The following is a 13,137-nucleotide window of genomic DNA, read 5'->3' as shown; positions in this document are numbered from 1 at the left end:
AGCAGTGTACTATGCGGCAGATACTGCCGCATTGCAAGAATAGAATTTAAGCAAAAACAGCTTTAGCTTTGCAGCAATCTAAGCAGATTTTTATAGTCTTCATTGAAAATCGGGTCTTCCTCCCGCAGGCTCAGCACCTTCTCACAAGCGTGCATCACTGTGCTGTGATCACGGCCGCCAAAAGCCATACCGATTTCAGGAAAACTGTCACCTGTCAGCTCACGGGAAAGCCCCATAGCCAACTGGCGCGGACGCGCATAAATACGGGTTCGTTTAGGACCCAGCAACTCTTTTAAAGGTATGCGGAAATACTCACTGACCACACGCTGAATATTTTCGGTACTGATAGTACGCGCACGAATGGCCAACACATCCTTTAAAGACTCACGCACGACATCCAAATCAATTGGTGTGCCTTTAAAGCGTGAAATAGCCACAACTTTATTTAACGCGCCTTCCAATTCACGCACATTGGCAACCACTTGCTGCGCAATAAACAATGCACAGTTGCGCGGCAATTCAACATCATTGCTTTGCGCTTTTTTCAGCAAAATTTCAATTCGGGTTTCAATATCCGGCGGTTCAACACCAACGGATAATCCCCAAGAAAAACGTGAAACTAAACGCGGGTCCAATTCGGTCAATTCTTTTGGATAGCGGTCAGATGTTAAAATAATTTGTTTAGACTCATCCAGCAATGCGTTAAAGGTATAAAAGAATTCCACCAAACTGGCTTCTTTACCTGCCAGCAAATGAATATCATCCACCAAAAGCAAATCTAAAGATCGGCAATTCTTTTTAAATTCTTCAACCTTGCCTTGCTGCAAAGAGCTGACAAAATCCTGCACAAAGCTTTCGGCAGTCATATACATGACACGCGCATTCGGTTTCGCCTGCAGCAGTGCGTTACCCACAGCTTGCATTAAATGCGTTTTACCTAAACCCGTCGGACCATACAAAAACAGCGGATTATGCTGTGATGCGCCTAATTGTGTTAATACTTTGCGGCAAGTTTCTGCAGCCATCTGATTTGAACGGCCTTCCACAAATAAAGAGAAGGTAAATAATGGATTCAGCTGACGCTTGCGGCTCTGTTTTACAGAAGCGCTCTCTTCACGTTCTTTTTTTGGACGAGGAGCTGGCGCAGCAGATAGCGCTGCAGTTGTTGTTGCCGGCTGCTCACTGGCCGATAGAATTGCGCCAGGCCGTGAATCCACCAAAATTTCGACTTTACGCACACGGCCTTCAGAAAGCTGCTCCGCTAAAATTGTAATAAGCTCTAGATGATGCTCTTGAATATAGCGGGTCCAATATGGATTAGGCGCATATAAACGAAGGGTGTCTTCAGTCTCTTCTGCGACCAAAGGACGGATCCACATCGTAAAGACATTTCCAGAGAGCTCTTGTCGCAAGCGATTTAAGCAGTCCGTCCAAAGCATGTGAAACCCCTATTCATTCCATTGCGCATATAAAAAATATTCAGCCCGTCAAAGCGGGCCGCCATTCTAACCAAGTTATCCACATCTGTCATGATTAATTCAGCAAATTCTGTTCAAAAAAGAACATTTCAGTGCATAAATTTAAATTTAAAACCCATGTGGATAAACTTATCCTCAAGCTGTGGATAAAATATACCATAAACTTATCCACAAAGTATCAAAATTATAGAAACATAGTTATTCACAATATAAAGTTTTGTTTTTTATTTAAAAAAATATGATTTCCACAGAAAAACACAACACTAGTAGTAATAAATTTAAATTTATAAATTTGAATTTATTTATAAAGACCTTAATTTCTGGGGATAATTCAAAAAAGGGTATAAATTTAAATTTAAAATAAAAAGAAGAGGTAATGAGGAACGCGCTGTGGATAAATTTGTGGTTAAACTTGTTGGTAACTATATATCTTATTATAAACAGTGCTTTAACTTGTGAGTATATTAATTGCAAAATTTTTAATTTTTCCCAGTGACGAACATATCGATGCTTTAACTTAATTTCTTTTTGAAAGAAAGCAGGTTTTTAATTGACAGCTCAAGCAATGAGCACTAAAATCGCGGACCTTCATAGAAAGATCATTTTTGGAGTTTCGATATGAAACGTACTTTCCAGCCTTCTGAATTGAAACGTAAACGCGTTCATGGCTTCCGTGCTCGTATGGCTACTAAAGCTGGTCGTCAAGTATTAGCTCGTCGCCGTGCAAAAGGCCGTCATAGCTTAACAGTTTAATCTGTTAACGCTAAAAAAAGACTTGGGCGTGATGACAGCACTTTATGAGTTTGGCATAGATGTAAGAATACACTGTGCTGCCGACTACAAAAGTGTCTTCGATGGTGCGCTTTTTAAAGTGCATCAGCCCCATTTCTTATTTCTTGCAAAACCGTCCGAACAGCTTAAAAGCCGTTTGGGTATTGTTGTTGCTAAGAAAAAAGTGCGCCGCGCGCATGAAAGAAACCGAGTAAAACGTCTGGCTCGCGAAAGTTTTCGCTTGCATCAGCAGCAATTAGATGTATTGGATATTGTGGTTATGCCTAAACAGGGTATAGAAGCAATACCTAATGCGGAATTGCACCAGCAATTACAATTTGCTTGGCAAAAGCTTCAACGTATTGCCAAAAAGCATTCAAAAACAGCACCTTCCTCACCGAAAAAGTAGAGACGGCCAATGGTACGCTTACTGCATTGGTTCATCCGTTTTTATCAAATAGCGATCAGTCCTGTATTAGGTCCCCGTTGCCGCTATATTCCAACCTGTTCACAGTATTCTTTGGAAGCAATCCATCGGCATGGCGCTGTGCGTGGTGTTTGGCTGTCTGTTCATCGTATTTGCCGCTGTCATCCTTGGGGAGGTTCCGGGTATGACCCTGTGCCTGCTAAAGCAATTCGTTTTATTTCATTTCAGCAAATAGATTCTCAAAAGCATCACGTTGCTGTACCCTTTCGTGATCATTTTATGAATCAAAAACACTCTAACCATTTGGGGTAATAGATATGCAACAATGGGCCAGGATTGCCATTCTAGGAGCCATGTTTGTTGTCGCTTATTTGCTCATTTTGGCTTGGCAAAAAGATTATGGAAATGCGGAAAACAAAGCACAGCCTGAAGCTGCAGCAGTTTCGCATGAAGTATCTGCAGATTTGCCAAATGGCCAAGCGACAGCATCAGCAGCCACTGATGTTCCGCAAGCAAATGTGCCAGCTCAACAGACAGCAGATGCAACTGCACCAGTAAGCCAACAGCTTATTTCAGTGAAAACTGACCTTTACCATCTTTGGATTAATCCTAAAGGCGGTGATATTGTTCGTGTTGAATTACTCAACCATGACAAAAATAAAGACAGTGATCAGCCATTTATTATGCTGGAAAGCGATGCTAAGCGCACATATGTCGCTCAGTCTGGCTTAATTGGCCTAAATGGTCCAGACAGCAGCCGTGCGGGCCGCCCGTCTTATGAAATTGAAAAGTCAGCCTATACATTAGCTGATGCGAAAGCATCTAAAGACAAAGACGGCAAACAGCATCAAGTACTGTCGGTGCCGATGGTCTACAAAACGGCTGATGGTGTGGAAATCATCAAGACTTTCACTTTCACGCAAGGCGAATACCCGATTGTGGTGAACCACAAAGTGGTGAACCGCAGCGCGCAAAACTGGCAAGGCCAGATGTTCGGTCAAATCAAACGTGATAACTCTGATGATCCAGGCAAGTCGGATCAGGGTATTTTCACTTTGGGTACGTTCCTGGGCGGCGCTTGGGGGACACCGGATGAGCAATACAACAAGCTGAAATTTGCCAACTTCACTGAAGAAAAGCTGAATGTTGAAGCAAAAGGCGGCTGGGTTGCAGTTGTGCAGCATTACTTTGTCAGCGCTTGGGTGCCAGGCGAGCTGAAATTAACGCAGGGCAATGGCCAGCAGTATGCGGCTAAGCTTGAATCGCGTAAATCTTCAGATGACATGAATATCATTGGCTTTACTTCGCCAACGATTAATGTGCCTGCAGGTACGGTTGCTGAAGTGGATGCAACCTTCTACTCTGGTCCAAAAATTCAGTCTGAATTGAAAGATTTGGCTGCTGGCTTGAACCAAACTGTGGATTATGGCTGGTTATGGCCAATTGCTAAGCTATTATTTATTGGCTTGCAATTCTTCCATGGCTTAGTAGGCAACTGGGGCTGGTCAATTATTCTATTGACGATTCTTGTGAAATTGATTCTTTGGCCGCTGTCGTCTAAGAGCTACCGCTCAATGGCGAAAATGCGTGTGATTGCGCCAGAAATGCAGCGTATGAAAGAAGAGTTCGGTGAAGACCGTATGCGTTTCTCGCAAGAAATGATGGCGCTGTATAAGCGTGAACAAGTGAACCCGCTGTCGGGCTGCTTGCCATTATTGCTGCAAATGCCAATCTTCCTTGCGCTGTACTGGGTGTTGATGGAATCGGTTGAACTTCGTCATGCACCGTGGTTAGGCTGGATTCAAGATTTGTCTGCAATGGACCCATGGTTCATCTTGCCATTGCTGATGGGTGCAACAATGTTCATCCAGCAAAGTTTGAACCCGCAGCCAGCAGATCCAATGCAGGCGAAAGTCTTCAAGATTATGCCGATTATCTTTACTGTATTTATGCTGTTCTTCCCAGCTGGCCTAGTGCTGTACTGGATTGTCAACAACAGTATTACGATCTTGCAGCAAGGCATGATCAACAAAGCTGTTGAAAAAGAACGTTTAAAACGTGAAGGTGCCGATTCAGCAAACTAAGCATTGCTGATGGGCTGAATAAATCCGCTTAAGATGGTAATCTTAGGCGGATTTTTCTTTGGCCCGATTTTTATATTTCTGCAGGTGAACACTATGCAAAACCGAACTACGATTGCTGCGATTGCAACGCCTCCAGGGCGCGGCGGCGTCGGTGTTATCCGTCTTTCTGGGCCAAAGTCATATGCGATTGCTGAGGCTTTGTGCCAAACAGAATTGCCAAAAGCGCGCTATGCGGGCTTCCGTAAGTTTTTGGATGCCCAAGATGAAATTATGGATGAGGGTTTAGTGATCTGCTTCCCGAATCCAAACTCATTTACTGGTGAGGATGTTGTTGAACTGCAAGGCCATGGCGGCCCTGTAATTCAAAATGCCCTGCTGGCGCGTTTGCTGGAGTTAGGCGCAATTGCAGCCAAAGCCGGCGAGTTTTCCATGCGCGCCTTTGAAAACGGCAAAATGGACTTGGTACAGGCCGAAGCCATTGCAGATTTGATTGATGCGACATCGCAAGCGGCAGCGCGTTCTGCGGTGCGCTCATTGCAAGGCGCTTTTTCTACAAAAGTAAATGCAGTATTGGAAAACCTGATTCATTTGCGTTTGCATGTTGAAGCGGCGATTGATTTTCCAGAAGAAGAAATCGACTTTTTGGCAGACGGCAAAATTTTAGGTCTATTGGATCAGGTCAGTGCATCTGTCACTGCAGTGCAGCAGTCTGCACGCCAAGGCCAGCTGCTGCGTGAAGGTTTGCAGGTGGTGATTGCAGGCAAGCCGAATGCGGGCAAGTCTTCCCTGCTGAATGCATTGGCTGGGATTGAGCGCGCTATTGTGACGGATATTGCGGGGACGACGCGTGATGTGCTGCATGAAAAGATTACGCTGAATGGTTTGCCTATTACGTTGACAGATACAGCAGGTTTGCGTGAAACAGGCGATGTTGTTGAAAAAGAAGGTATCCGCCGTGCGATTAAAGAAATTGAGCAGGCGGATTTGCTGCTGCTGGTTTATGACCTAAGTCAAGGCGAAGATCCGCTGGCGCTGGCGCAAGAGTATTTTGCAGAGCATATTGAGCCTAAACGTTTAATGCTGATAGGCAATAAATGCGATTTAACAGGTTCGGAGGCGGTGCTGAGCGATTTGCAGGGTTTTCGCCATGTCACAGTATCAGCGAAGCAGGAAACAGGCGTTCAGGCGCTCATAGAGGCGATTACAGCGCATGCAGGCTTCCAGCCTGAAGAAGATACCTTTATTGCCCGTACACGCCATTTAGATGCGATGAAGCGCACACAGTACTATCTTGCAGAAGCGCGTGAGCAGCTGACGGTTTATCACGCTGGTGAACTGGTGGCTGAATCTTTGCGTTTAGCGCAAAATGCTTTAGGTGAAATTACTGGTGATTTCAGCGCAGATGACTTGTTGGGGAAAATTTTCGGTTCTTTTTGTATTGGAAAGTAATTTCAATTTAAGCTAATGTTCCAATAAGTTCCAATAAGTTTTAACTTTAATTAAATAGCATTAAGTTTTAATAACTTAGTGCTTTTTTTATGCCTTAATATTGTTCCTATATGTTCTATTAGTTCATCTAGTGCTATGATTTTTTTAGTCACCTAATAGTTACGTGACAATAGAATCTTATTTTTATATTTGAGTGACTAGAATAATGCCAAAGACAAACGGCTTGTTTTTCTCAACAGATCGAGAAATACAAAACCTTAAAGCACAAGAAAAAAGATACTCAGTTAAAGACAAGCTGAATAACGGATTATTCATTGAGGTTAAGGAATCGGGAGTAAAGTCTTGGCACTATCGTTATTCACTGGATGGCAAACAAGAACGGCTTGTTTTAGGTCGTTATCCTGATCTATCTCTTAAAGATGCCCGACAGTTACGTGATGAATCGGCTTCAATGGTAGCGAAAGGGTTTTCACCTAAAAAGGAAAAGAACAAACCGCAAGGGGTATTGTTTAAAGACTACGGCGAACGCTATTTAAAAGAGGTCATTTCTAAAGAACGTAAAAATCCTTACAACATGGTTTTATGTTTAAACAATGATATTTACCCTATGGTAGGTCACATTGCATTAGATAAGATCAGTGTTGATGATGTACGTCGTGTGATATGGCGTAAGAAAGAGCAAGGCTATGATGCCGCAGCTAACCAAGTCAGAGGCTTATTAAAGCGTATGTTTGACTATGCAATGACGCTTGGATTAGTCCCATACAACCCAGTATTAGCTATCCCAACACGACATATTTATAAAGCCGTACCTAGAAACAGATATTTAAGTATTAGTGAAATCCGCATTTACTACACTACCCTTTTAAACTCACGTATTTACCGTCCACGTAAATTAGGCTTATTACTGTCATTACTTACTTTAGTGCGTAAATCAGAGCTACTGAGGGCCAAATGGGAGCATATCGACTTTGAACAACGCTTATGGCTAATCCCTGAAACAAAGGCGGATAGTGCAACTGGTCATAGCCGTGAAATGGTTGTTTATATGTCTGATCAAGTTATAGAGATATTTAAGGAATTGAAGACCATTGCAGGCAATGAGCCTTATGTATTTGTTGGGCGCAAGAGTGGTACGCATATCAGTCATAACGCTTTTAATACGGCGCAAAAGTCGGCATTAAAATTAACAGAAATACCTGATTTCACTGTGCATGATTTACGCCGTACAGCGAGTACACATCTGAATGAGCAAGGCTTTAATAGTGATGCAATTGAGGCTTGTTTAAATCACACCGTGAAAGGCGTTAGAGGTGTCTACAATAAGGCTAAGTATGAGAAAGAACGTATAGAGATGATGAAAAAATGGAGTGAATATATTTTTAATATTATTTATGAAAGCAACATTGTATTTTTTAATGAAGCTAGAAAAATCAAAGAGATATAGTGAGTATTTAACGGTTGCAATTATAATTGCAATTAATACAGTAACTTAGATTAAATATTTTTTAATTTTAATGTTGCAAAAGAGAAAAATGTCCCACATTATGCACTTAGTTCATTGGGTTCTATTGAAATCAGTGGGCATTAAAAACCCGATGTTAGCGCATCGGGTTGGTCGGTGAAGTTAGCGCTTCACCATGTTTGAAAATCGCCGTTGCAAGGCACAAAACTAAGGAATCTTAGAAATGTAAACGATTCAAAACTGATTTTTATAGTATAACCGTGTGTACGGATTTGCAACTAGAATTGCAAATATTAATTGTTACTCAAATTGAGTGACTATATTCTTATATTTATTAATCAGATATTTATCTAAAAATTACATTTCATTTCTAATTTTGTGTCTAGGCATATCCTATTTGGGAGCTTAGATATTATGAATATCTTAAATGAGCAAACCGCTCAAAATCTACGTTTAATCCGCCGTAAAGAAGTACAAGCCAAAACAGGCTTTGGAGCTTCATCTATCTATGCAGAAATGGCAAAAGGCAATTTCCCTAAGCCAATTCAAATATCTGAACGCCGTGTCGCTTGGCTTGAATCAGAGATTGATTTATGGATTTCAGAGCGTATAGCAAGCCGTACCTCTATCGAAAAGATGGAGGGCTAATTCTCATGAAACAGGTTTTATTGGATTTAGCTTTAGGGCTGATTTATGGGACAATTTTTATTCTTATCATTCTAGGGATTCATCGCCTAGTTACGTTATGGGGGTGAATAAATGACTACCCCTTTAATAGATCGAAACGAAATGGAATACATGCTTGATTTTCTTGGTCAATGTGAAAGTTTTACATTCCAGACTTTGGCTGATCATGCAGACCACAAAGATAAAACGCTTGTAAAAACTGTCAGTGGAACTTTAGCCCAATGCTATAGCCTACTGGCACGTAATAATGAGCAAGGTGCAGGAGTATTTGTTACGGTTAATCAAACCGATGGCAAAGGGCGTAAAACAGAAAATATTATTCGTGTACGTGCGCTATTTGTTGATTTTGATACGGTCAATATGGAGCGTGTTGGTGATTTAGTTAACCTAGATTTGCCACCCAATATGGTTATTGAGTCATCTAAAGGTAAGCATCATGCTTATTGGGTATTAGATAAAAATAGCAATATTCCCCTTGATCAATTCACAGCATTACAAAAGAGATTGATTGCGTATTTCTTGGATGATGGTGTGGATAAGGGGATACATGATTTACCAAGAATTATGCGCCTTGCAGGGTTTAAACATCAAAAAGGTGAAGCATTTATCACTAGAGTCGCTCATGTGGATAAAAGACATTACACGGCTGAGGAAGTGATTAATTTTGTACAGTCATTGCCAGTTCAAGAAATTGAAGAAAAAGAAAAGCCGATTGCACGACAAGCACAACCGACCTTAAACACATTATCAATTATACCTCTTAGTTTTGAGCAAGCCAAATCACAAGCAAATGGGCAATGGCATGAGATTTTTAGAAAGTTGGGTTATGTATTGCCAACCAATCAAAATGAACATGCGCCGTGTCCGATGTGTGGGGGTAAAGATCGTTTTAGATTTGATAATCAAGGCGGTAATGGTACGTTTATTTGTGGTCAAGGTGCAGAGTGTGAAACCATAGGCGGTGATGGCTTTGATTTACTTGTACATGGTGGTATGGATAAAGCCCAAGCACTACAGGCGGTAAATGATGTACTTGCCTCTATGGGGCTTATACAGCCATCTAAGGCGAAAGATACCAATACTTGGCAAGCGGTCATTCCTTTATCAAAAAGCATATCAAAAGCTACGCCTTTTCCTATTCAAGATTTGCCGATCATTGTTAGAGAAGCAAGTGAGGCGATTGCTCAATATGTACAAGCCCCTATAGCAATGGCGGTAATGTGTGTACTAGGAACGCTATCGCATTTAGCTCAAGCGGAAGTAAATGCACCAAAGCCAATGGATTTTAACGGACAAGGTGAGCCTTGTAGTTTATTTCTTATTACTGAGGGCGGAAGTGGAAGCCGTAAAAGCTCATGCAAAGATATAGCTGATAGGGTTTTAAAAGATATTCGTAAGATGCAATTGCAGCAGTATGGTGATGATTTGCAAAAATGGAAGCAAAGATCTGCATCTGTAAAGGGTAAGACGAATAGAGAGGCATTTGAACAAGAGAATCCACGACCTCAAGATCCTAATACAATGTTTAATGATATTACCTTTGAATCATTAGCTGGCTTATACATTGATAGAGTCATCCGTGATGGCTCAATTAATACTGATGAAGCTGCTCAATTCTTTGGTGGGCACAGTATGAAAAGCGATACGGCGAATAGTGTATTGGGAGGCTTTACCAAGTTGTTTGATGATGGCTTTGTTCAAAGACAGCGATCCAAGTCAAATGAGAACGGTAGCGGTTCAGCCTATGGCGTTCGTTTAACATTTAACTTGCAAGGACAAAGGGAAATTTTAAACAGTGAGTTAAAAGATCCTATTAAGCGTGAACAAGGCTTTTTACCTCGTTTTCTATTCACTGCACCTGATAGCCTAGCAGGTGAAAGACAACAGAATTCAGCGTTTAGAGCGCAATCCAAACTGATGTATAAAGATCTCCGATTAACCCGATATTGGGAACGGTGCAAGGAATTAGCTAATACTGATGGGATACCTCGTGTTTTGGATGATACAGGCACGATAGATGTGTTTAAACGCCGTGTCATACAGTTTGACACAGAGGCATATCAGATTGATTTAGACTTTTATAATGAGTGTGAATTGAATCAAGCCAAAGGTAAGCCGTATGAATCTATTAAGCCTTTTGCGAGTCGTGCGAGCCAGTTAGCACGGCGTTTGGCTACGGTATTGGCTTATTTTGAGGGAGAACAATATATCACGGCGCATATTATGCAGTCGGCTTGCAGTATGTTACGGCATTCTTTGGCTGAATGGATTAGATATGCTGATTTAGAAACCAATGAAATAACCCATAGCCAACTATTATGGAACTGGTTAGCAAAGCAAAAGGATTCCAAGATCATGCGTTCTAAGTTACAGACTAATGCCCCTATGGTTTTTAGAAAAAATAAAGATGTTTTAAATTTAGCATTACAGGAATTAGAGGACTGTAATTATATAAAAAATATCTTAATTAATGGTAGGCAGTACATAGAAAAAAATCCAACCCTCTAAAAACCTGCTAATTTGCTAAAATCATAGCCAAAGCCTTACTGTATAAGGTTTTGGTTTTAGCAATCCATCTGCTAATGCCTGCTAATTTTGCTAAAGAAACTGCTAATTTTATCAATTTTTAGCAAATAATTAGCAATTTTAGCAACGATTAGCAAACCGTTTGCTAACGTGAAAGTATTTATCTATAAGGATTAGAGCGTAAAATTAGCAAATTAGCACCATTTCTAAAGAAAAATAAAATTTAATGCCTTATTATTTTTAAACTAAGATAAAAAATATATAAATAATGCATCTTCATTTTGTTAAGTATAAGTTCGCTTTAAATCACGCATATAAGCAGTTTTGGTCTAATAGTATGTTTTTATATGGTGGAAGATCTAAGATGCATAGGCGCTAAACAGTGCGTATTTGGGGCTATACATAAGGATTAGTAATTTATTCTATTCTGATCCTAGACAGCCCCTTAGTGAAAATTTCTATCATTGTTTTTAATAGTCACCTTTTAGTCACTGACTTTAAATTAAATTTATAAATTATTGATATTAATAATTTAAAATATTAATAATACATTCTGTATTGGAAAATAAGACTGTTTGATGAATTGCTGCAATTGATTGCAGCAAAAAAGTGCCTTGTTAAGCCTAATCTTGGGCTAAACAAGGCACTTTTTAATTGGGACTGAATTAAGCTGTATCTGAAATTTGCGCTTTAAACAGCAGCGGCATCAGGCAAAGCAGTCCAATAGCAATGCAAAAACAGATAATACTGGTGCTGAAACCAAAATGATCTGTTAGGAACCCGACGGCAATAATGGGGACGATTGTGCCCAAATAACCAATAAATAAGTAGGTCGACATGACGGCTGCACGGTTAGCAGAATTGCTGATGCTGTGAATGATGCCAAATGCGCCCAAGAGGCCCAGCCCATGGCCTGCTCCAGCCATGAGGACACTGACAAAAAATAAGCTGCCCCACTGCAGCAGCATGCAGAGGCTTAAAGTGATATAGCCGAAAATAAAGGAAATAAGCCCCATCTTCAGTACTTTGTGCGGTGCTATTTGTTTGGCGTAAATTTGTGCAATCGCTGAGATCAGCAAAATGCTGGAAATCGTTGCCCCGCTGACCAGCGGGCCATGCCATGGAATAATATCCTGAATAAATGAAGGCGCCAGCGAAGCAAAAAGGCTAAAAGCAGCAAAAGCGCAAAAGGCAGTAATGCCTGCCAAATAAAACTCTTGATGATACTGCCGCTCTGGTAATTGTAAATGCGGCGCAGCTGTAAAAGCTTGAGTTTCCGCTGGCCGATGTTTAATGCTGAATAAACCTATAACGCATATAACAGCGCCTAAAATGACTGGAAGATAAGGCATGATCAGCGGCCACGCTGAAAATTGTGCAATCAGCCCGCCAGTAATAGGCCCTAAGCCAAAACCAATCACGGTCACAATCGAGCTGATTTGCGGCGCATGCTGTTTATGGCTGTCTGGAATGGTGTAAATGAGTCCCAGCATGGCAGAGGTGGTAATTAGGCCAGAAGCGATGCCGATGAGAAAACGTGCAGCAGACAAAACAATCACATTAGATGCAAATACCGATACAGTTAAACCTGCGATTACAAACAGCATGCCTGCCTGCAGCGTGCGTAAAAAGCCAAAACTGTTGCTGGCGCGGCCTAAAAACAGCAGTGTCGCCAAACAGCCAAACATATAGGCAACAAAAATATAAGTAATTTGACTGGGCAGCAGCTGCCAGAGCCCTTGGTAAATAGGATACAGCGGGCTAGCCAGAGCTGTGCCGATTGTTCCCATAATCAGAGCAAGGCTAACCATATAAAAAGGGCGCCAATTTTGAGATTTTGCCATGCTTCAAACCAAAAATGGTGATGCATTTATAATGAAAAATGCAAATAATGAGAAAATAATATTTTTTAGTTTAAAGATATCCTTGAGGCCGGTCAATTTTCAAATGAAACTTAAGCATAACGTTTCAGCAGCTTCATAAATTCAGCCAGTTCGGCTTCATCAATATTTACCTGTCCGCCCAATACATGATGGCGTAAATGCATTTCGACCAGCTCATTCATCAGGCCATTTACGGCGCCTTTAATTGCGGCTGCCTGCTGCAATACAGCAATACATTCTGCATCTGGCTGCAGCAAAGACTGTTCAACAGCATTTAGCTGGCCTTGCAGGCGCTTTACACGGTTTAAAATTTTTTTATCATGATGCAAATGGCTCATGCATTGCTCCTGAAAAATAAATATACTGC

Annotated in this window: 11 protein-coding genes; 8 read left to right on the top strand and 3 right to left on the bottom strand. The window is 41.1% G+C overall.

Translation table 11 applies throughout. The features are described from left to right. Window positions 1-62 precede the first annotated feature (62 nt). Window positions 63-1,439 (bottom strand): chromosomal replication initiator protein DnaA, encoded by a 1,377-nt coding sequence (gene dnaA / locus D7V32_RS11905; protein ID WP_120403075.1) that lies wholly within the window; start codon window positions 1,437-1,439, stop codon window positions 63-65. A gap of 657 nt (window positions 1,440-2,096) precedes the next feature. Between dnaA and rpmH the strand changes: the two genes are divergently transcribed. The 8 genes from rpmH (at window position 2,097) to D7V32_RS11865 (ending at window position 10,869) form a co-directional block, all read left to right on the top strand. Continuing rightward, window positions 2,097-2,231: a 50S ribosomal protein L34 gene (rpmH, locus tag D7V32_RS11900; RefSeq protein WP_000831329.1), complete on the top strand. Its 135-nt coding sequence runs from the start codon at window positions 2,097-2,099 to the stop codon at window positions 2,229-2,231. Window positions 2,232-2,262: 31 nt separating this feature from the next. Next, window positions 2,263-2,658, top strand: coding sequence for a ribonuclease P protein component (gene rnpA, locus D7V32_RS11895; RefSeq protein ID WP_120403074.1), 396 nt, complete (start codon window positions 2,263-2,265; stop codon window positions 2,656-2,658). 9 nt (window positions 2,659-2,667) lie between these two features. Beyond that, window positions 2,668-2,988, top strand: coding sequence for a membrane protein insertion efficiency factor YidD (gene yidD / locus D7V32_RS11890; RefSeq protein ID WP_120403073.1), 321 nt, complete (start codon window positions 2,668-2,670; stop codon window positions 2,986-2,988). 5 nt (window positions 2,989-2,993) lie between these two features. Further along, complete coding sequence (gene yidC, locus D7V32_RS11885) at window positions 2,994-4,760, top strand: membrane protein insertase YidC (protein ID WP_120403072.1); 1,767 nt, start codon at window positions 2,994-2,996, stop codon at window positions 4,758-4,760. 93 nt (window positions 4,761-4,853) lie between these two features. Further along, window positions 4,854-6,209, top strand: a complete 1,356-nt coding sequence (gene mnmE, locus D7V32_RS11880; RefSeq protein WP_120403093.1) for a tRNA uridine-5-carboxymethylaminomethyl(34) synthesis GTPase MnmE — start codon at window positions 4,854-4,856, stop codon at window positions 6,207-6,209. A gap of 205 nt (window positions 6,210-6,414) precedes the next feature. Then, window positions 6,415-7,656, top strand: coding sequence for a tyrosine-type recombinase/integrase (locus tag D7V32_RS11875; RefSeq protein ID WP_120403071.1), 1,242 nt, complete (start codon window positions 6,415-6,417; stop codon window positions 7,654-7,656). A gap of 432 nt (window positions 7,657-8,088) precedes the next feature. Continuing rightward, window positions 8,089-8,322: a helix-turn-helix transcriptional regulator gene (locus D7V32_RS11870; protein ID WP_117007993.1), complete on the top strand. Its 234-nt coding sequence runs from the start codon at window positions 8,089-8,091 to the stop codon at window positions 8,320-8,322. Window positions 8,323-8,433: 111 nt separating this feature from the next. Continuing rightward, window positions 8,434-10,869: a DUF3987 domain-containing protein gene (locus tag D7V32_RS11865; protein ID WP_120403070.1), complete on the top strand. Its 2,436-nt coding sequence runs from the start codon at window positions 8,434-8,436 to the stop codon at window positions 10,867-10,869. Window positions 10,870-11,552: 683 nt separating this feature from the next. Here the strand turns inward: D7V32_RS11865 and D7V32_RS11860 are convergent. Both D7V32_RS11860 and D7V32_RS11855 read right to left on the bottom strand, forming a co-directional pair. Next, on the bottom strand, window positions 11,553-12,731 hold the full coding sequence (locus tag D7V32_RS11860; RefSeq protein WP_120403069.1) for an MFS transporter: 1,179 nt from the start codon (window positions 12,729-12,731) through the stop codon (window positions 11,553-11,555). A gap of 110 nt (window positions 12,732-12,841) precedes the next feature. Further along, complete coding sequence (locus tag D7V32_RS11855; protein ID WP_120403068.1) at window positions 12,842-13,108, bottom strand: metal/formaldehyde-sensitive transcriptional repressor; 267 nt, start codon at window positions 13,106-13,108, stop codon at window positions 12,842-12,844. Window positions 13,109-13,137 lie beyond the last annotated feature (29 nt).

Origin of the sequence: Acinetobacter tianfuensis, assembly GCF_003611465.1 — a bacterium.
GTDB classification, from domain to species: Bacteria; Pseudomonadota; Gammaproteobacteria; order Pseudomonadales; family Moraxellaceae; genus Acinetobacter; species Acinetobacter tianfuensis.
The sequence above is the reverse complement of the archived record's forward strand: the minus strand, read 5'-3'. Positions and strand labels throughout refer to the sequence as shown.